This window comes from Streptomyces sp. NPDC037273 (genome assembly GCF_055603625.1).
Genome location: NZ_JBVJVO010000005.1, coordinates 510,668 through 529,456, shown reverse-complemented (window position 1 = coordinate 529,456; position 18,789 = coordinate 510,668). Strand labels below are relative to the sequence as shown.

At 72.8% G+C, this 18,789-nt stretch carries 15 protein-coding genes; 8 read left to right on the top strand and 7 right to left on the bottom strand.

Going from position 1 to position 18,789, the window contains the following annotated elements:
* The first annotated feature begins 42 nt into the window (after positions 1–42).
* Genes ACZ7G1_RS17270 through ACZ7G1_RS17255 form a run of 4 tightly spaced genes read left to right on the top strand, consistent with a single transcriptional unit; the run spans position 43 to position 4,260 of the window.
* The gene (locus tag ACZ7G1_RS17270) at positions 43–1,722 is read left to right on the top strand and encodes an FAD-dependent oxidoreductase (protein ID WP_470877168.1); all 1,680 of its coding nucleotides are present in this window, start codon (positions 43–45) and stop codon (positions 1,720–1,722) included.
* Positions 1,719–2,585: a glucose 1-dehydrogenase gene (locus ACZ7G1_RS17265; RefSeq protein WP_470877169.1), complete on the top strand. Its 867-nt coding sequence runs from the start codon at positions 1,719–1,721 to the stop codon at positions 2,583–2,585. The genes ACZ7G1_RS17270 and ACZ7G1_RS17265 overlap by 4 nt, the downstream gene beginning before the upstream one ends.
* Positions 2,585–3,349: a glucose 1-dehydrogenase gene (locus ACZ7G1_RS17260; protein WP_470877170.1), complete on the top strand. Its 765-nt coding sequence runs from the start codon at positions 2,585–2,587 to the stop codon at positions 3,347–3,349. The genes ACZ7G1_RS17265 and ACZ7G1_RS17260 overlap by 1 nt, the downstream gene beginning before the upstream one ends.
* Positions 3,346–4,260 (top strand): alpha/beta hydrolase, encoded by a 915-nt coding sequence (locus tag ACZ7G1_RS17255; RefSeq protein ID WP_470877171.1) that lies wholly within the window; start codon positions 3,346–3,348, stop codon positions 4,258–4,260. The genes ACZ7G1_RS17260 and ACZ7G1_RS17255 overlap by 4 nt, the downstream gene beginning before the upstream one ends.
* Positions 4,261–4,351: 91 nt before the next feature.
* On the opposite strand, the gene ACZ7G1_RS17250 is transcribed toward ACZ7G1_RS17255, so the two are convergent.
* Together ACZ7G1_RS17250 and ACZ7G1_RS17245 are read right to left on the bottom strand one after the other, a co-directional pair.
* On the bottom strand, positions 4,352–5,980 hold the full coding sequence (locus ACZ7G1_RS17250) for a flavin-containing monooxygenase (protein ID WP_470877172.1): 1,629 nt from the start codon (positions 5,978–5,980) through the stop codon (positions 4,352–4,354).
* A gap of 13 nt (positions 5,981–5,993) precedes the next feature.
* Positions 5,994–7,547: a FadD3 family acyl-CoA ligase gene (locus tag ACZ7G1_RS17245; protein ID WP_470877173.1), complete on the bottom strand. Its 1,554-nt coding sequence runs from the start codon at positions 7,545–7,547 to the stop codon at positions 5,994–5,996.
* 236 nt (positions 7,548–7,783) lie between these two features.
* Between ACZ7G1_RS17245 and ACZ7G1_RS17240 the strand changes: the two genes are divergently transcribed.
* Genes ACZ7G1_RS17240 through ACZ7G1_RS17230 form a run of 3 tightly spaced genes read left to right on the top strand, consistent with a single transcriptional unit; the run spans position 7,784 to position 10,818 of the window.
* Positions 7,784–8,830: a hypothetical protein gene (locus ACZ7G1_RS17240; protein WP_470877174.1), complete on the top strand. Its 1,047-nt coding sequence runs from the start codon at positions 7,784–7,786 to the stop codon at positions 8,828–8,830.
* Between the two features lie 46 nt (positions 8,831–8,876).
* Positions 8,877–10,166 (top strand): Gfo/Idh/MocA family protein, encoded by a 1,290-nt coding sequence (locus ACZ7G1_RS17235; RefSeq protein ID WP_470877175.1) that lies wholly within the window; start codon positions 8,877–8,879, stop codon positions 10,164–10,166.
* 43 nt (positions 10,167–10,209) lie between these two features.
* Positions 10,210–10,818: an SMI1/KNR4 family protein gene (locus ACZ7G1_RS17230; protein ID WP_470877176.1), complete on the top strand. Its 609-nt coding sequence runs from the start codon at positions 10,210–10,212 to the stop codon at positions 10,816–10,818.
* Positions 10,819–10,830: 12 nt separating this feature from the next.
* Here the strand turns inward: ACZ7G1_RS17230 and ACZ7G1_RS17225 are convergent, their stop codons facing one another.
* Positions 10,831–11,406 (bottom strand): TetR/AcrR family transcriptional regulator, encoded by a 576-nt coding sequence (locus ACZ7G1_RS17225; RefSeq protein WP_470877177.1) that lies wholly within the window; start codon positions 11,404–11,406, stop codon positions 10,831–10,833.
* A 154-nt stretch (positions 11,407–11,560) separates the two neighbouring features.
* Here ACZ7G1_RS17225 and ACZ7G1_RS17220 point away from each other — a divergent pair, with 154 nt between their 5' ends.
* The gene (locus ACZ7G1_RS17220) at positions 11,561–12,385 is read left to right on the top strand and encodes an SDR family NAD(P)-dependent oxidoreductase (protein ID WP_470877178.1); all 825 of its coding nucleotides are present in this window, start codon (positions 11,561–11,563) and stop codon (positions 12,383–12,385) included.
* Between the two features lie 31 nt (positions 12,386–12,416).
* Here ACZ7G1_RS17220 and ACZ7G1_RS17215 read toward each other — a convergent pair whose 3' ends face one another.
* From ACZ7G1_RS17215 to ACZ7G1_RS17200, 4 genes are all read right to left on the bottom strand, one after another.
* A complete protein-coding gene (locus tag ACZ7G1_RS17215) occupies positions 12,417–13,067 on the bottom strand; it encodes a response regulator (protein ID WP_470877179.1) in 651 nt (216 codons plus the stop codon).
* Positions 13,064–14,254, bottom strand: a complete 1,191-nt coding sequence (locus ACZ7G1_RS17210; protein ID WP_470877180.1) for a sensor histidine kinase — start codon at positions 14,252–14,254, stop codon at positions 13,064–13,066. Before ACZ7G1_RS17210 ends, ACZ7G1_RS17215 begins: the two co-directional genes overlap by 4 nt.
* 5 nt (positions 14,255–14,259) lie before the next feature.
* Positions 14,260–16,464: an MMPL family transporter gene (locus tag ACZ7G1_RS17205; RefSeq protein WP_470877181.1), complete on the bottom strand. Its 2,205-nt coding sequence runs from the start codon at positions 16,462–16,464 to the stop codon at positions 14,260–14,262.
* A gap of 99 nt (positions 16,465–16,563) precedes the next feature.
* Complete coding sequence (locus tag ACZ7G1_RS17200) at positions 16,564–18,465, bottom strand: FHA domain-containing protein (RefSeq protein ID WP_470877182.1); 1,902 nt, start codon at positions 18,463–18,465, stop codon at positions 16,564–16,566.
* Positions 18,466–18,789: the final 324 nt, after the last annotated feature.

The following is an 18,789-nucleotide window of genomic DNA, read 5'->3' as shown; positions in this document are numbered from 1 at the left end:
CGGCCCCACCCCGGCTTTTCCGACCCGACCAGGGAGAACGCGATGAACGACACGTGGGACCACACGTACGACGTGGTGGTCGTCGGCTCCGGCGCCGCCGGCATGGCCGCGGCCCTCACCGCCCGGCTGCGCGGACTGAGCGCCCTCGTGGTGGAGAAGACCGACGTCTACGGCGGCTCCACCGCCCTGTCCGGCGGCGCGATCTGGGTCCCGGACAACTTCCACCTCGACGCCGCCGGACTCGGCGACACCCCCGAGAAGGCCCGCGCCTATCTCGACGCCACGGTCGGCGACCGGGTCCCGGCCGACCGCAAGGACGCCTACGTCACCCACGGACCCCGGATGGTCCGCGAATTCCACGACCGCACGGACGTGCGCTTCGTCTACACGCCCGGCTACTCCGACTACTACCCCGAGCGCCTCGGCGGCTACCCGCAGGGACGCTCCATCGAGCCGCAGGTCTTCGACTTCAAGAAGCTCGGCCCCGAGCAGCGCGCCACCATGCGCCGCGCCGGGCTGCCCACGTACGGGCTCACCATCACCTCCAAGGACTTCCGGCAGCTCAACATGGTCGGACGGACCTGGTCCGGCCGCCGTACCGCCGTGAAGGTCGGCGTCCAGGCGGCCAAGGCCCGGCTCTCCGGACAGGCACTCCTCTCCCTCGGCGAGGCGCTGATCGCCCGGATGCGGCACTCGCTCGACGCGCTCGGCGGCGAACTGTGGCTCTCCGCCCCGCTCACCGGCCTCGTCGAGGAGAACGGCCGCGTCACCGGCGTCCGGGTCACCAGGGACGGCCGCGAGCTCACCGTCCGCGCCAGGGGCGGTGTCGTCCTCGCCTCCGGCGGCTTCTCCCACGACCAGCGGCTCCGCGAGAAGCACCTGCCCGCGCCGACCTCCACCGAGTGGAGCTCCGCATCCGAGGGACAGACCGGCGACGCCCTGGAACCGGCCGTGGCCCTCGGTGCCGCCACCGACCTGATGGACAAGGTGTGGGGCGCGCCTTCGGTGGTGCCTCCCGACGGCAGGCCGTTCTTCCTGGTCGCCGACCGAGGCATCCCCGGCATGATGATCGTGAACGAGGCGGGCGAGCGGTACGCCAACGAGGCCGCCCCGTACCACGAGTTCGTCGACGCCATGTACGCCCACGACAAGCCCGGGGCGTCCACCGTGCCGTCCTGGCTGATCCTCGACGCCACCTCGAAGGCCCGCTACATCTTCATGGGCCTCTTCCCGGGCCAGGCGTTCCCCAAGGCCTGGCTGGAGAGCGGCTTCGTGAAGAAGGCCCCGACCGTCGACGGGCTGGCCACGGCCATCGGGGTCGCCCCGAAGCGGCTGCGCGCCACCGTCGACCGCTTCAACGGCTTCGCCCGCGCCGGCCGCGACGAGGACTTCCACCGCGGCGACAGCGTCTACGACCGCTACTACGGCGACCCGACGCTGCCCAACCCCAACCTGGCCCCGCTCGACAAGGGCCCGTACTACGCCATCCCCGTCCACCCGGGCGACATCGGCACCAAGGGCGGCCTGGTCACCGACCCCACCGCCCGCGTCCTGCGGGAGGACGGCAGCGTCATCGACGGCCTGTACGCCTCCGGCAACGTCTCCTCCGCCGTCATGGGCGAGACCTACCCGGGCCCCGGCGCGACCATCGGCCCCGCCATGACCTTCAGCTGGCTCGCGGTCGGCCACATCGCCCGTACGCGCTCCGCCGAGCAGCGATGACCCGGCAGGCGGACAGCGTCGCCCCCGGTCCCGTGGCGGACCTGCGCGGCCGCACGGTCATCGTCACCGGCGGCGCGCGCGGGATCGGCGAGGAGACCGCCCGGGTGGCGGTCGAGGCGGGCGCGCTGGTGGTGCTCACCGACGTACGGGAGGAGGAAGGGCGGGACGCGGCCGAGCGGCTCGGCGCCGCCGCCCGCTTCTTCCGGCACGACGTCACCTCGGAGTCCGGCTGGCGGGAGGCCGTCGCCTTCGCCGCCGAGACCTTCGGTCGGGTGGACGGACTGGTCAACAACGCGGGGATCTCCGGCGGTTCGCACCTCCTGGAGGAGCAGTCCGCGGAGGCCTTCCGCCGCGTCCTCGACATCAACCTGACCGGTGTGTTCCTCGGCATGCGGGCCGTGATCCCGGCGATGCGGGCGAGCGGCGGCGGCTCCATCGTCAACATCTCCTCCGCCGCCGGCCTCATGGGCCTGGCGAGGACAGCCGGGTACGGCGCCGCCAAATGGGGCGTGCGCGGGCTCACCAAGCTGGGCGCGGTGGAGCTCGGAGCCGAGCGGATCCGCGTCAACTCCGTTCACCCGGGCATGATTCACACGCCGATGACCGCCCACGTGGGCATCGAACGCGGCGAGGGAAAGTATCCGGACACCCCGATGGGAAGGGTCGGCGAGCCCCTGGAGATCGCTCGGGCGGTCGCCTTCCTCCTCTCGGACGCCGCCTCGTACGTCACCGGCGCCGAACTGGCCGTCGACGGCGGCTGGACCACAGGACCGACCCTCCGACCGACCCTGCGACCGACCGAAGACCTGACCGAGAACCCGACCGAAGACCCGACTGTGGATCCGACGGAGGAGAACCGCTGATGCCCGTGGACCTGACCGGAAAGGTCGCGCTGGTCACCGGCGCGGCACGCGGCATGGGCGAGGCCGAGGCCCGCCTCTTCGCCGCCCTCGGGGCGAAGGTCGTCGTCACCGACGTCCTGGAGGCGGAGGGCGCCGCGACGGCCGCGTCCCTCGGCGCCGCCGCCCGCTTCGTACGCCACGACGTCACCGACGAGCGGTCCTGGGACGCCGCCGTGGCCACCGCCCTCGACGCCTTCGGACGGCTCGACGTCCTCGTCAACAACGCGGCCGTCTACTCCACTTCACCCATCACCGAGGAGGACCCGGCACGCCTTGAGGCGATCCTCCGGGTCAACCTGATGGGACCGTTCCTCGGCGTCCGCGCCGTCGCCGGGGCGATGCGGGCGGGCGGCGGAGGTTCCATCGTCAACATCTCCTCGCAGGCCGGACTCCAGGGCATCTGGGGGCACGGCGCGTACGGCGCCGCGAAGTGGGGGCTGCGCGGCCTGACCAGGACGGCGGCGCTCGAACTCGGCCCGGACGGCATCCGGGTCAACTCCGTCCACCCGGGCGCCATCGCCACGGCGATGACCGCCCATCTGGGCACCAAGGAGCATCCCGGCGCGCCGCTCGGACGGGTGGGGGAGCCCGAGGAAGTGGCCCGGCTCGTCGCCTTCCTCGCCTCCGACGACTCCTCGTATCTCTCCGGCGCCGAACTCGCCGTGGACGGCGGCGCGTCGGCGGGCCGGATGCCGCTCCTCACCGAGAAGGGAACCGACGAGTGAACCGACCCGATCCCGAGGTCCAGGCGGTCATCGACCTGGCCACCGCGGGCTTCCCGCCGCTGGCCACCGAGATGACGGACATCGCCGAGGTGCGGGCCTTCTTCGCCGCCCGCCCCAAGCCGGCCGTCCCCCCGCCGCCGGTCGCCCGTGTCACGGACGAGGACGCCGACGGCGTGCCCGTACGCGTCTACGACCCCGGTGTCCACGAGGCCGCCCCCGTGATCGTGTTCTGTCACGGGGGCGGCTTCGTCCTCTGCGACCTCGACAGCCACGACCACTTCTGCCGCTCCCTCGCCCTGGCCACCGAGGCCACCGTCGTCTCCGTCGACTACCGGCGCGCCCCCGAGCACCCCTTCCCCGCCGCCCCCGAGGACGCCTATACGGCCCTGCTGTGGGCGGCGTCGGCCTTCCCGGGCCGCCGGCTCGCCGTCGCCGGGGACAGCGCGGGCGCCAACCTCGCCACCGTCCTCACCCTGCTCGCCCGCGACCGGGGCGGCCCGGAGATCGTCTGCCAGGCGCTCTACTACCCGATGCTCGACCCCACCCGGGCGCGTGCCTCGCACCGGGAGAACGCCCGGGGTTACTTCCTGACCGCCGACCATCTGCGCTGGTACTGGGACTGCTATCTGCCCAGGCCGGTGGACCGCACCAGCCCCTACGCGGCCCCGCTCGCGGGCGCCGACCTCTCCGGGCTGCCGCCCGCCCAGGTCGTCACCGCCGGCTTCGATCCGCTGCGGGACGACGGCCTGGCCTACGCGGACGCCCTCGTGGCCGCGGGCGTTCCGGTGGAGGCCCAGCACCATCCGGGGATGTTCCACGGCTTCCTGTCCATGGCGGGCGCGCTCCCGGCGGCCGCCGAGGCCCGGGAGACCGCCTTCGCCGCGCTGCGGAAGGCACTCGGCGAGGGCTGACCGCGACTGACCCCGCGGTACGCGTGCGCGTGCGCCCCGCCCCTCACCCGGTCGGTGAGGGGCGGGGCGCTTTCCGTGGGCGCGGCCGGGCTCAGTCCCGTATCAGCGTGAACCCCTCGTAGCCCGAGGCGGCCACGTCCGCGATGATCTCCCCGTACACCCCGAAGCCGCCGATGAACGGCATGAACACCCGCGGTTTGCCGGGGATGTTGGCCCCCAGGTACCAGGAGTTCGCCGCCGGGAACAGGGTGGCCGCCGCCCGGTCGCGGCACTGCGCGACCCACCCGTCGACGGCCTCCTCGCTCGCCTCGATCGCGCGGTAGCCGTGCTCGTCGAGATGGCTCAGGCAGTCGGCGAGCCAGTCGCCGTGCTGCTCGGCGCAGAGCACCACGTTGGCCATCACGGAGGGACTGCCGGCACCGGTGAGGTTGAAGAGGTTCGGGAAGCCGTCGACGCCCAGGCCCAGATAGGTGCGGGGGCCGGCGCTCCAGGCGTCCTTCAAGGTCCGCCCGCCGCGCCCCCTGACCTCCACGCGGTCGATCGCCCCCGTCATGGCGTCGAAACCGGTCGCGAACACGATCGCGTCCAGCTCCACGCGCGTGCCGTCGGCCAGCACGATCCCGGTCTTCTCGATCCGTTCGATCGCGTTGTCCCGCAGGCTCACGAGGCTCACGTCGGGGCGGTTGAACGTCTCGTAGTAGTGGGAGTCGGTGACGATCCGCTTGGTGCCGATGGGGTGGTCCGTGGGGACGAGGAGGTCGGCGGCGGCCGGGTCCTCGATGAGGGCCCGTACTTTCTCCTCCCAGAACGCGCGGGCGGCGTCGTTCGCCGCGGGGTCGGTGAGCTGGTCCGGGAACGTCTTGGAGTACAGGACGCCGCCGAGCTCCCAGCGCTCCTCGAACGCGGCCCGCCGCTCCTCGGGCGACACGTCGAACGTCGCCGACGGGTGCGCCGCGTGCGGCGACCCGCCGCCGCTGAGCCGGGAGAGACGCCGCCGTTCGGCGTAACCGGCCTTCTGGCGGCGGCGCGTCTCGTCGTCCAGCGGCTTGTTGCCCGCGGGGATGCTGAAGTTGGCGCTGCGCTGGAAGACGGTCAGGTGCGCGGCCTGCTCGGCGATCAGCGGGATGGCCTGGATGCCGGAGGAGCCGGTGCCGATCACGCCGACGCGCAGACCGCCGAAGTCCACGCCCTCGTGCGGCCAGGCACCGGTGTGGTAGGTGGCGCCGGCGAACTCCCCGGCCCCCGCGATGTCCGGCACGTGGGTGCTGGAGAGGCAGCCGACGGCGAACACGCAGAACCGGGCCGACACCACCTCGCCGCCGTCCGTACGGACCGTCCAGCGCATCGTCTCCTCGTCCAGCTCGGCCGTCACCACCGACGTCGAGAAGGTGTAGCCGCTGCGCAGGTCGTGGCGGTCGGCGACGTGCCGGAGATAGCGGATGATCTCCGGCTGGGTGGCGTACTTCTCGCTCCAGTCCCACTCCTCCTGGAGCTCCTCGTCGAAGGAGTACGAGTAGTCCACGGACTCCACGTCGCAGCGGGCGCCCGGGTAGCGGTTCCAGTACCAGACGCCGCCCACGTCGGCGCCCCGCTCGAAGCCGCGCACGCGGTGGCCGAGGCCGCGCAGCCGGTGCACGGCGTACAGGCCGGTGACGCCCGCGCCGACGACCACGACATCGACCGCGTCGACGGCGGCGGACTCGGTGTTGCTGTCGTTCACGTTGTTGCTCTCCTCATCCGATGGTGGTGGTGGTGTGCCCGGCGGGCCGCCGCAGCGCGTTCTTGTCGACCTTGCCCGCCGCGTTGTGCGGCAGGGCGGGCACGGACCGGAAGGCGCGCGGGACCTTGAAGTTGGCAAGCCGCTCCCGCGTGTACGCGGTGAGTTCCGCCGCGTCGACCGGCGCCCCGCCCGCCGGTACGCAGTAGGCGACGCCGACCTCGCCGAGCCGCGCGTCCGGAGCGCCCACGACGGCCACGTCGAGGACGGCCGGGTGACCGCGCAGCACCTGCTCGACCTCCGCCGGGTACACGTTGAAGCCGCCCACCACGAACATGTCCTTCAGGCGGTCGGTGATCCGCAGGAACCCGCGCTCGTCGAGCACGCCCACGTCCCCCGTGTGCAGCCAGCCGTCCGCGTCGACGGCCTGGGCGGTGGCCTCGGGGTCGTCGAGATAGCCGTGCATCACGTGGTAGCCGCGGGTGAGGATCTCGCCCGGCTGTCCGGGCGGCGCGTCCACGCGCAGTTCCGTGCCCTCAAGGGCCGTCCCCGACGTGCGGGCCAGCGTCTCGGGGGACTCGTGCGGCGGGCAGATCGCGACCACGCCCGTCGACTCCGTGAGCCCGTAGGCGGTGTTGACGCTCCGCGCGCCCAGCTCCGTCCTGATCTCCTCGATGAGCGCCGTGGGGATGTTCGCGGCGCCCGTGACCGCCATCCGCATCGACGAGAGGTCGTACGACTCCCGCTCCGGGTGGTGGAGGAGGGAGGTGAAGACCGTCGGTGCGCCCGTCAGGACGGACACGCGTTCCTCCTGCATCCGCCCCAGCACTGCCCCCGCGTCGAACACCCGCTCCGGGAGGATCGTCGCCCCGCGCAGCAGGCAGGCGAGGACCCCGGCCTTGTAACCGAAGGTGTGGAAGAACGGGTTGACCAGGAGGTACCGGTCGCCGCGCCGGAGCGTGACCGTACGCGCCCAGGCGTCGTACACGCGCAGGTTCTGCTCGTGGGTGGTCGGCACGCCCTTGGGCCTGCCCGAGGTGCCGGAGGTGAACAGGATGTCGGCGGTGTCGGCGGGTCGGACGCCGGCCGAACGGGCGCGGCGCTCCTCCCCGGTCACCCGGTCCGCCTCCGCGAGGAAGGCCGGCCAGTCCGCGGAGTGCAGGGTCACCGTCCGTTCCAGGAGGGGGAGTTCCTCGCCCGAGGCGGCGAGCAGCACGCGGTAGTCCGTGCCCAGGAAGTCGTGTTCGGTGAACAGGAGCCGGGTGCGGGACCTGCGCAGGATGTCGGCGGCCTCCGCCGCCTTGTAGCGGGTGTTCACCGGGACGAGCACCCCGCCCGCCGCCACCGCCCCCAGCGCGGCCACCACCCAGCGGGCGCTGTTGGGCGCCCACACGGCCACCGCGTCACCGGGCCGCAGGCCGTGCGCGATCACCGCGCGGGCGGCCCGGTCGACCCGGTCGCGCAGCTCCCCGAACGTCCAGCGCTCCGCACCGAAGACCAGGGCCTCCTCGTGCCCGTACCTCTCCGCGGCCCAGTCCGCGAGCCCGGCGATCGTCTGCGCGCCCCTCATGATCTGTCACGTCCTCCCTGCGGCCCGGCCCCTCGGCCGGGGCGCGGGCGGTGGAACCACGGCGGATCGGAGCCTGTCAGGGAGGGGCTGTCCGGCGCAGGTGGCGGTTCCCGCTCACCGGGAAGTACGGGCGATCGGGCCCCGGCGCCCGGCCCCTTGACGCTCTTCGCGCGCCTCCCTACTGTCACGCCAGCATTTCGAACTATGTCCGAAATCCCGAACGCGAAGGGCAGTACGTGACCGACGCTTCCTCCCCGACCCTCCGCCGGCCCGCCGGGGAGGCGCTCGCCGCCCTCGGCCTGGGGGCACCGGCCCCGGCACCCGCCGACGCCTCACCGCACACCTTCCCCGGCGGCGGCCGCTGGCGCACCGAGATCCCCTCCTGCGAGGGCCCCGAGGTGCTGGACGCGGTCCTGGCCGAGGCCGAGCGGCTCGACGTACCGGTGCACCGGATCAGCCAGGGCAGCGGCGTCTGGATGCTGACCGACGCGGAGATCGCCGCCATGGTCGCCGCCACCGCCGAACGCGGCATCGAGCTCTGCCTGTTCACCGGCCCGCGCGGCACCTGGGACATCGGCGGCTCCGCACGCACCGACTCGCGCGGCGCCGGCCCGCGCGCCCGCGGCCACGACGCCGTCGCCGGCTGCGTCGAGGACGCCGTCCGGGCCACCGGACTGGGCGTCACGTGCCTGCTCGTCGCCGACGAGGGCGTCCTCTGGACACTGCACCGGGCCCGCCTCAAGGGCATCCTCCCGGCCGGCACCACGCTCAAGGTCTCCGCCCTGATCGGCCCGGCCAACCCCGCCTCGTACGCCGTCTACGAACGACTCGGCGCCGACTCCATCAACGTGCCCAGCGACCTGACGCTCGATCACCTCACCGGCATCCGGCGGGTCTCGGCCGCCCCCATGGACCTCTACATCGAGGCCCCCGACGACCTCGGCGGCTACGTGCGGATGTACGAGCTCGCCGAGCTCATCCGGCGCGGCGCCCCCCTCTACCTGAAGTTCGGCCTCTCCAAGGCCCCGGGCATCTACCCGTACGGCACCCATCTGCGGACCCTCGCCCTCGACACCGCCCGCGAGCGGGTCCGCCGCGGCCGGCTCGCCCTCGACCTGCTCGCCCGCCACGGCGCGGACGGCGCGATGGCGCCCCTCGGCTCCCGGCTGCCGGGGCCCCTGCACCGCTTCTACCCCGACGACGACGCCGTCGACCCCGACGACGCCGTCGACCGGCGGCCGGGGCGGGCGAGGAATAGACCCCGATCCACCGGACAGGCCTAAGACGCGGACCGCCCGCACCACAGCCGCCCCCGGAGGACACCTCACCATGGCCAAGCAGCTCGCGCGTCGGGAGACGCCCGTCCACGGTCCCGCCGACCCCCTGCGCCTGCTCCTCGTCGGCGCCGGTCTGCGGGGCAGAACGTACGCGGACCGCGCCGCCGACACCGGCCGGGCCGAGCTCGTCGCGCTCGCCGAACCCGACCCCGAGCGGGCGGCCTCCGCGCGGGCGAGGCATCCGAAGGCGGTGCGGTACGGGGACTGGCGCGAGCTGGCGGAGTCGGCGCCCGAGGCCGACGCGGTCGTCATCGCCACCCAGGACGCCGATCACGTCGAACCCGCCGTACGGTTCGCGGAACTCGGTTACCACGTCCTCCTGGAGAAGCCGATGGCCACCAGGGAGGAGGACGTACGCCGGATCGTGGCCGCCGTCACCGAGGCGGGGGTGATGCTCGCCGTGTGCCACGTGCTGCGCTACACCCCGTACACCCGGAGCGTGAAGGCGGTGGTGGACTCCGGCCGGCTCGGCGAGATCGTCAGCGTCGAGCACCTGGAGCCGGTCGGCTGGTGGCACCACGCCCACTCCTTCGTACGGGGCAACTGGCGGCGCGAGGACCTGTCCACCCCGATGCTGCTCGCCAAGTCCTCGCACGACCTGGACTGGCTCTCGTACATCGTCGGCAAGCCGGTGCGCAAGGTCTCCTCCTTCGGCGGCCTCACGCACTTCCGCCCCGAGAACCGTCCGGCCGGCGCGTCGGACAACTGCCTCGACTGCGCCGTCGAGTCCGCCTGCCCGTACTCCGCCCCGCGCCTCTACCTCGGGTGCCTGGGCGACCCGGCCCGCGAGCGGTGGCCACTGGCCGCGGTCACCCCGGCCCGTACGTCCGAGGGCGTGGTCCGGGCCCTGCGCGAGGGACCGTACGGGCGGTGCGTGTACGCCTGCGACAACGACGTCGTCGACCACCAGGTCGTCAACCTCGAATACGAGGGCGGCGCCACCGCGTCCTTCACCATGACCGCCTTCACCCCCCATGCCCATCGCAAGACCCGTGTCTTCGGCACCCACGGCTGCCTGGAAGGCGACGGCACGACCCTCACCGTCACCGACTTCGTCACCGGAAGGACCGAGACCCTCGGACCCGGCGTCACCGGTGCCGACGCCGGCTCGGGGCACGGCGGCGGCGACCAGCGGCTCGTCGACGCCTTCCTCGACGCCCTCGCCACCGGCGACCCGTCCCACATCCTCTCCGACCCCGTCACCAGCCTGGAGAGCCACCGCGTCGCCTGGGCCGCCGAACGCTTCCGCCACCAGGGCACGGTCGAGCACCTCAGCTCCTGACCCAGGCCCGCGGGCCGGAGGGGCGGGCCCTTATCCTCGTGCCGTGAAGACCGACTGGGCGGCGGAGTGCCGACGCCTCCACCGCGGGCACCGATACGACCGCCTGGACCCGGAGACGGTGCGGCGCCACGGGAGTCCGCTCGGGCGGCGCCTCACCGAGGCGGAGGTGCGGGAGGCGGAGGACGACCTCGGGATCGTGCTCCCGGCCGAGTACCGCGACCACCTCCTCCGGCACGGCGACGCCGGCACCCGCTTCCGCCCACTGTGGCGCGGCCCGCGGGGCTGGGTCTGGTACGGCGACACCGACACCAACTACGACCTGCTCGCCGAGCCCTTCCCGCACCCCGACTCGTACCGCGCGTACGACGACGAGCTCGACGAGCGCGAGCCCTCGCGCGAGGACACGCGGGCGTGGGAGGCGTGGGACAACGAGTGCGAGGTGCTCCAGGAGCGGAAGACCGCGGGCGCGGTCTACCTCCAGGAGGGCGGGTGCGGCTTCTCCACGCTGCTCGTCGTCACCGGGCCGCACCGCGGCGAGATGTGGTTCGACGGCCGGGCCAGTTGCGACCTGATTCTGCCGCTGCGGCTGGGCGGACGGCCCGTGACCTTCGCCGACTGGGTGGACCAGGGCATGAGCATGACCCCGTGGTAGGGGAGGCCCGGGTCAGGTGCGAGGGCCCGCGCCGCGGAGCAGGGTGTCGATGATGCGGGTGGCGAGGGCGTCGGCGTCGGCACCGGCGGTGTCGCCGTGGAGCGATTCGCCGATGAGGGCGTAGTAGACCCGGCGCACCCAGTCGAGGTCGGCGGACTCGTCGATGAGCTTGTCGGCCTGGGCGCGCCGCAGGACGGCGACGCAGCGGGCGGCGATGTCGCGCTGAAGGGCGGCGGCCTCGCTGTCCGGGTCCTCCGGGAGTCCCAGGGCGAACGCCCAGGCGCCCTTGACCTGGAGGACGTTGGCGGTGATGCGGTGCATCGCCACCAGGGGCGGGGCGGTGTCCGGCCGGCCGTCGTCGACGGCCTGGGCGAGCTGGCGCGCCGCCGAGGTCGCCAGCGCCTCGACGAGTGCCTGGCGGTGTGCGAACCGGCGGTGGATGGTCGTCCGTGACACCCCCGCCGCCGCGGCGATCTGTTCCATGGACGCGCCCGGATCTTCGGCGAGTACGCGCTCCGCCGCCTCCAGGATCGCGCGGACGCTGCGCTCCGCGTCCGCCCGCAGGGGTTGTGCCGCCTTCTCGCCCATCGCGCCTCCCAGGCCCGCGTCCTACCAGTTGCTACCGGAGACGTTACACCTCCGATGCGCCCAACCGGATAACTGAAACAGCGTTGTTGCATCTTGCCGTGAAAGGGGTACTCTCGGTGTCAGTTGCCATTCGGTTCAGACGACGGAGGAACGCATGAACAGCACCGCCCTCATCACTGGAGCCTCGTCCGGACTCGGAGCCGAGTTCGCCGCACAACTCGCCGCCCGCGGGCACGACGTGGTCCTGGTGGCCCGCTCCGGCGACCGCCTCGCGGCCCTCGCCGAGCGCCTGACCGGCGAGCACGGCGTCCGCGCTCACGTACTGGTCCAGGACCTCGCCCAGCCGGACGCGGCCACCCGCGTCGCCGAGGAGCTCGCCGCCCGCGGTCTGACCGTCGACCTCCTGGTCAACAACGCGGGCTTCGGCACCTGCGGCCGCTTCGAGGAGATCGACGGGGCCCGCGACCACGACCAGCTGATGGTCAACGTCGTCGCGCTCGTCGACCTCACCCACGCGCTGCTCCCCGGCATGCTGAAGCGCGGCGGAGGCGCGGTCGTCAACGTCGCCTCGAACGCCGGCTTCCAGCCCTCTCCCTACTTCGCCGTCTACGGCGCCTCGAAGTCCTTCGTGCTGAACTTCGGCCTCGCCCTCCGCCAGGAGTACCGGCGCCGCGGCATCCGCGTCCTCACCCTCTGCCCCGGCCCGGTGGAGACCGCCTTCTTCGACACCATCGGAACCCGCAAGGCGGCCGTCACCGGCAAGATGACCACCCCCGAACCCGTCGTACGGGCCACCCTCCGCGCCCTCGACCGCGACCGCGCCTACATCGCCCCCGGCCTCGGCAACGCCCTGGGCGCGCACCTCAACCCCCGCCGCCCCCGCACCCTCGTCGCCGCCATCGCCGAACGCGTCACCCGCAAGGTCCTGGACCCGGCGGACACGGCCGCCGCCCCGGCGCCGCGGGAGAAGGTCGCGTGAACGCCCGCGTTCGCCCGGGCGCGGCCGGTGACTAACCGCGGGTCAGCAGGCCGTTCTCCAGGGCCACGACCACCGCGCGGGTGCGGTCGCCGACGTCGAGCTTGGCGAAGATGCGCAGCAGGTGCGTCTTGACCGTGGCCTCGCCGATGAACAGCCGCTTGCCGATCTCGGCGTTGGACAGTCCGTCGGCGACCGCGCGCAGGACGTCGCTCTCGCGGGCGGTCAGCGTCACCCGCACCGGCCGCCGCATGCGGGCGACCAGCTGCTGTGCCACCCGCGGGGCGAGGACCGTCTCGCCGCGGGAGGCGGCGTGGATGGCGTCCACCAGCTGCTCCCGGGTGGCGTCCTTCAGAAGGTAGCCGGTGGCCCCGGCTTCGACCGCCCGCTCGATCTCGCTGTCGGTGTCGTAGGTGGTGAGGATCAGCACCCGGGTCCGGGGGTGCGCGGCCGTGATCGCGGCCGTGGCGCCCACCCCGTCCAGCACGGGCATACGGAGATCGAGCAGGGCCAGATCGGGTGCGAGGCGCGCCACGAGTTCCACGGCCGCGGCGCCGTTCTCGGCCTCGCCGGCGATCTCCAGGCCCGGCTCGGCGGACAGCAGGGCCACGAGGCCGGCGCGCATCACCGTGTGGTCGTCCGCCACGACGAGCCGGAGGCGGCGGTCCGGGGCTGTGGGGGTCACGTCGTTTCCTCGCTCTGGGCCGGGATGAGGACGAGGACGCGGGTGCCGTCCCCGACGGAGCTGGTGACGGTCAGTTCCCCGCCGAACTCGGCGAGCCGCCGCCGCATCCCGTCCAGGCCGAAGCCGGGGGACGCTCCGACGACGAACCCGCGGCCGTCGTCGGTGACCTCCAGCTCGATGGCCCCCGGCTGCCGGGCCAGGACCACGGAGACGGTGGAGGCCGCCGCGTGCTTGCGGACGTTGGCCAGCGACTCCTGCGTGCAGCGGAGGAGCGCGATGCGGGTCGGCTGGTCGCAGTCGATCTCGGCGAGTTCCGCCTCCACCGCGAGACCGGTGTCCTCGGCGAACCGGTCCAGGGTACGGCGCAGGGTCGTGGCCACCGATCCGGCGGCGGCCCCGCCGGCCGGGGCGGCACCGACCAGGACCCGGGCCTCGGCCAGGTTCTCGCGGGCCGTCTGCTCGATGGACCGCAGCTGACGGGCAGTGCGCTCCGGGTCGGCGTCGAGCCCGGAACGGGCCGCCTCCGCCAGGACGACGATGGAGGCGAAGCCCTGCGCGAGCGTGTCGTGGATCTCCCGCGCCAGCCGCTCGCGCTCCTCCGCCGCGCCCTGCCGCTTCTGAGCCTCCGCCAGTTCCGTGCGGGCGCTCTCCAGTTGGGCCCGCAACCGGGCCCGGTCGTCGCGCAGCTCGAGCGCCCTGGGGGTGACCAGGACCGTCAGGGCGCTCACCGCGAAGACCCCGATGGAGGAGACGGAGTTGCCGGCCAGGTCGCCGAGGCTCCAGCCCTCGCGCAGGGTGCCGCCGACGCTGACCGCCGCCGCCCCGAGAGCGCTGGCGGCCAGCGCGGACCGCGCGCTGTTCGCGAAGACCACGAACTGCGGCAGGACCACGAAGTACAGGGCCCCGAAGCCGTCGCGCATCCACGACAGCGTGCCGAGCACGGCGACCAGCAGACCCAGATAGGCGTACCCGGTCCGGACCGGGTCGCCCCCGCGCCCCCGGCGCACGTACGCGTTCGCGGCCCCGAGGACGGCCATCAGCGCGAGCGACCCGTACGCCCGCGCGGCGGGCACGTCCCCGAAGACGGTGGTCAGGGCCAGCACGCCCATGATCGCCCAGCCCAGGAGTTCCCAACCGTGCAGCAGCCAGATCCAGTACGGGTCGCCCCGCCGCGGTCGTTGCATCACGATCATCAGCGTACGGGGGCCCGGAGCGGAGGCCACCAGGCACGCTCGCCGAGCAGCAGGAGCGCCGCGGGCAGGATCAGGAGCCGGATGACGACCGTGTCGAGCAGGACCGCCAGGGCCAGACAGAACCCCATCTGCTTCATCTCGGTCAGATGCAGGGCGACGAACGCCCCGAAGACGGTGACCATCACGACGGCCGCGCTCGTCACGACCTTGGCGGAGGCGCCGATGCCGTGCATGACCGCCTCGCGGGCCGGCATGCCCGCCTCGCGCGCCTCCTTGATCCGGCTGACGACGAACATCTGGTAGTCCGTGGACAGGCCGAAGAGGATCACCAGCAGGAACAGCGGGACGCGGGAGGCGATGGCGCCGAGCGAGTCGAAGCCGAGCGGGTCCTCGGCCCAGGTGCCCTGGAAGACCAGGACGAGCGCGCCGAGCGCGGCCGCGGCGGACAGCAGGTTGAGCAGGACGCCGAGCAGCGCGACGACCGCCGAGCGGAACGCGATCGCCATGGTGAGGAAGGACAGCAGCAGCAGGGCCCCGACGACCAGGGGAAGCTTGGCGCGCTCGTCGGCCACGTAGTCCTGACTGCGGGCGACGTCACCGCTGACCGCGGTCTCCACTCCCGGCAGGGCGCCGACCGTGGCGGGCACGAGACCGGAGCGGAGCCGGTCGAGCGAGGCGATGGCCTCGGCGGTCGGCGCGGCGTGCGGCACGGCCAGCCCGAGGACGTGGACGCGCTGGTCCCGTGAGGTACGCAGCCGGGGCGCCGTGTCCCCGGCGAACAGCGGGTCGGCCTGGGCCCGCCGGCCGAGTTCGGCGAGGGCCCGGCGGACCTCGTCGGCCCGGTCGGGAGCGGCGCGCACCACCACCTCGTGTTCGACGAGGAGCTCGGGGAAGGCTGCGGTGAGCCGGTCGTACGTCCGCATGGCGGGGATCGACCGGGAGAACGTGTCCTTGCCCGGGTCCACCAGCTTCATGCCGAGGGCGGGCGCGGCGAGCGCGAGCAGGAAGAGGACGGAAGCGGCGACGGTGGCGACCGGACGCCTGCGGGCGAGGCCGAGGAGCGCCGTGAGGACGCGGCCGTTGCCGTGGACGTCGTCGCGGTCGCGGCCGGCGCGGCCCCGGAAGCCGTACGGGCTCCGGATCGCCGGCTTGCCGCGCCTCGCGCGCCGCCGGGCCTTGCGGGCGGCACGCCGTACGGACCGCTGACCGGTCTTCACCAGGAGCGCGGGCAGCACCGTGATTGAGCTGACCATGGCCACGGCGACGACCAGGATGGTGCCGGTGGCGAGCGAGGAGAAGATGACGTCGGTGGCGAGGTAGAGGGTCGCGGTGGACGCGATGACGGCGAGGCCCGAGGTGACGATGGTCCGGCCGGCGGTGGCCGCGGCCAGCTCCACCAGGGCCTCGGGGCCGAGGCGTCCGCCTGCCCGCGCTCGCTCCTCGCGTTCCCGCTTGAGGTAGAAGAGGGTGTAGTCGACGCCGACGGCGAGTCCGATCAGCAGGATCAGATTGGTGCCGACACCGGCGTCGGGCAGCACGTGCGAGACGACCATCGACAGGCCGAGCGCGGCGGCGATCGAGGTGAGCGCGAGCAGCAGCGGCACCGCCGCCATCACCACGGAGCCGAAGACCAGCAGCAGCGTGACGACGGTGATCGGCAGCGTGATGCGCTCGGAGAGCGCCAGGTCCCTGCCCCGCTGGTCGTTGACGCCCTTGCTGATCGCGGGGGAGCCGGTCTCCTCCACCACCACACCGGGATGCGCGGCGGCGGCCATCGCCGTCTGCTCCAGGAGCGGCACGACGTTCTTCCTGCCTTCGAGCTCCGGTCCGTTCAGGACGACCCGTATCCGCAGGGCCGTGCCGTCCGCCGAGCGGACCGGCTGCCCCACTTCGGCCACCTCCGGCAGCCTCGCCATCCGGGCCCGGACGTCCCGGGCCGCGGCATCGGCCGCCGCCCGGTCCAGCGGGCCGGACTCCGCGCGGATCAGGACGTGCTCGGTGGGCCGGCGCTGCACGCCGCCGTCGGTGGCGATGGCCTCGGCCCGCCCCGCCTCACCGACGCGGAAGTCCTCGGCGGTCGCGGCGTTGTTGCCGAGCGCGATGCCGCTTCCCAGGCAGAGGGTGACGAACAGGAACCAGGACACGATCGCACGCCACGGATGCCGGGCACTCCAGCGTGCGGTCCGTACGGGAAGGTTTCTCATGTACGGAACTCTGGCCGCCGGGGCACGGCGCCCGGCAGCCTCGACCGGTGGAACCGGTTGTCCACCACCCGGTGGACAAGACCCGGCCGCCGTCCTCCGTCACGAAGCCGCGCGGGTCCTCTTCGGGGCGGTCGCGGGGGACGAGTCCTGCTGGTAGAAGATGTCGATGTCGACCTCCTCGCCGCCGACGATCAGGGTGTCCCACGCTCCGCTCTCCCACAGGGTGCGCAGGGTGGAGGAGTCGAGCGTCTCCAGGTGGGTGCGGAGGGTCGCGTCGTCGGGCATGCCGGGGAGGCGTGACGACAGGCGGTCGCGGATCGACCGGAGCCGTTCCATGAGGGCGTCGACGTCCGCGGGCCTGTCGAGGTCCTTGCCCTCGCTCTCCTCGATGCTCTGCGCGATCTTCTCCTTGATCGGGCGGCTGACGCCGTTCTCGTCGGTGGTGATCATCGTGTTCCAGGCCCGGCTCTTGTGCCGGTACTGGAGCATCGACATCGCCGCCTCGTGCCGCGCGAAGTCCGCGTCGCGGAACGGCCGTCCCGTCCAGGCCCCGTTGAGCGACCGGGCCAGCGAAACGGCGGAGCCCAGACCGCTGTTGAGCCCGCGACCCGGCCAGAAGTGGATGGCGTTGGCGGCGTCGCCGAGCAGGAATCCGTACGTCCCCGGGGACGTCGACGTGGCCGAGTGCAGCCGCGTGGTGAACCTGGGCCGCTGCACCATGTCGAGCCGGAACGCGGTGACGGCCCTCAGGTCCCGCTCGGCGACCCCGAACAGCGCCAGCCCCTCGAGGACCCGCCGCCACAGCGCCGAACCCTTCACCATGGCGGGCAGGAAGAGCGTGCTGTGCGTCGAGCACTGGAAGTCGCCGTGGTCGTCACGGCCCATGACGCACGGGCGGGAGGCGATGCATTCCTCGAAGACGTGCCGGACCGGATCGATGCCGACGACCTCCGCGGCCTCGGCGTCGGTCAGCCGCATGTTCAGGAATCCCTCACCGCGCAGGGCGTTGAGGAGAAAGCGGTTCTGCGCCACGGTCAGCAGCACCGTCATGGGGTCCGTCAGCGTCGATGTGACGCGCAGCCCGAGGACGACGTCCTGAATGTGCTGCCCGTGCAGCGAGTAGATGGATTTGTCGGCGCTCCCGAATTTGTCGGCGAAATGCTCCCGCGTCCGCGACCGGCCGCCCTCGCAAATGGCGAGCACGTGATCCTTGGCCCCGGACTTCTCGTGCTCGGCCGCGTCGAATACCTCGGGTACGAGCCGGATACGGTCCGGTTTCTCGTTGGCCAGTTCGAGAAGCGTGTCCTCGATGTAGGCGATACGGAGGTTCCGGGGGCTGTGACCCCGGACCGAATCGGGGCCGACCGGCCACATCTCGGAGTACGCGTCCCCGCGGAACAGCCGCGCCTGCACCTCCTCGGGGAGGTTCAGATACTGCCGGCTCTGCACCGTCACGACCTGCTGCCGCCGCACGTTGCCCTGGCTCTCGCTCTTCCAGACGACCTTCGTCCCCTCCTGGGTCCACCGGCCGTCGTACACCGTGATCGCCACCCGGTGCCCCATCAGGTGCTCCAGGAGCAGGGCGAAACTCAGCCCCACCGGACCGCCACCCGACACCGTCACGTTCAGGACAGGACCCGCCGCCAGGGTCGCCTGCGCGGAGGGGCCGAGCGGCCGCAGCACGGACAGGTCGAGAATCGTCTCCATCGCGTCGGCCGCCTCGAAGCGGAACGTCTCCGTGCCGATCCGGATGAGATCCCCCGGCCGCAGCTCGTGCGAGGTGACGCGCTCCCCGTTGACGTGCGTCCCGTTGATGCTGCCGCTGTCGTACAGAACGAATCCATGGCCCTCACGGCGCACCTCGGCGTGAAAGCGCGAGACGTTCTCACCCACTATCACGACGCTGTTGTCGCCGCTGCGACCCAAGGTCACCGGTGTGCTGCCGATCGGGAACTGCTGTCCAGCCAGGGAGCCTTGATGGCCGACAAGCCGAGGAGGCATGGGTCACCCAATTCCATGAGTCACGGATCCGATGACAACGGAACAATCTTAGGGTGGCCGCGAGGTCGCTGAGAAGGCATACGGACCGACTTGTCACGACACGGTGGGCGGTCCGTTACGAGGTAACTGGACAGCCTGGCAGGCTAGTTGAGGTGGATGTGAAAGGTGGGGCGGTCTCCCTCCCGTCCGGCCGTCCCGCGCCGCCGGAGGGCGTACAAGACGACGCCGTCGAGCAGCGGGACGCCGGCGTCTAGGATGTCGGCCGCGCGTCGACGAGCCACCGGGCCGGACGCGCGGGCAACTGATCCAACGGGGGAGAACGTC

Coding starts and splice junctions, on each gene's coding strand:
- ACZ7G1_RS17270 (WP_470877168.1), top strand. CDS start 43: ATGAACGACACGTGGGACCACACGTACGACGTGGTGGTCGTCGGCTCC.
- ACZ7G1_RS17265 (WP_470877169.1), top strand. CDS start 1,719: ATGACCCGGCAGGCGGACAGCGTCGCCCCCGGTCCCGTGGCGGACCTG.
- ACZ7G1_RS17260 (WP_470877170.1), top strand. CDS start 2,585: ATGCCCGTGGACCTGACCGGAAAGGTCGCGCTGGTCACCGGCGCGGCA.
- ACZ7G1_RS17245 (WP_470877173.1), bottom strand. CDS start 7,547: ATGAGGGGCGCGCAGACGATCGCCGGGCTCGCGGACTGGGCCGCGGAG.
- ACZ7G1_RS17235 (WP_470877175.1), top strand. CDS start 8,877: ATGGCCAAGCAGCTCGCGCGTCGGGAGACGCCCGTCCACGGTCCCGCC.
- ACZ7G1_RS17225 (WP_470877177.1), bottom strand. CDS start 11,406: ATGGGCGAGAAGGCGGCACAACCCCTGCGGGCGGACGCGGAGCGCAGC.
- ACZ7G1_RS17220 (WP_470877178.1), top strand. CDS start 11,561: ATGAACAGCACCGCCCTCATCACTGGAGCCTCGTCCGGACTCGGAGCC.
- ACZ7G1_RS17205 (WP_470877181.1), bottom strand. CDS start 16,464: ATGAGAAACCTTCCCGTACGGACCGCACGCTGGAGTGCCCGGCATCCG.
- ACZ7G1_RS17200 (WP_470877182.1), bottom strand. CDS start 18,465: ATGCCTCCTCGGCTTGTCGGCCATCAAGGCTCCCTGGCTGGACAGCAG.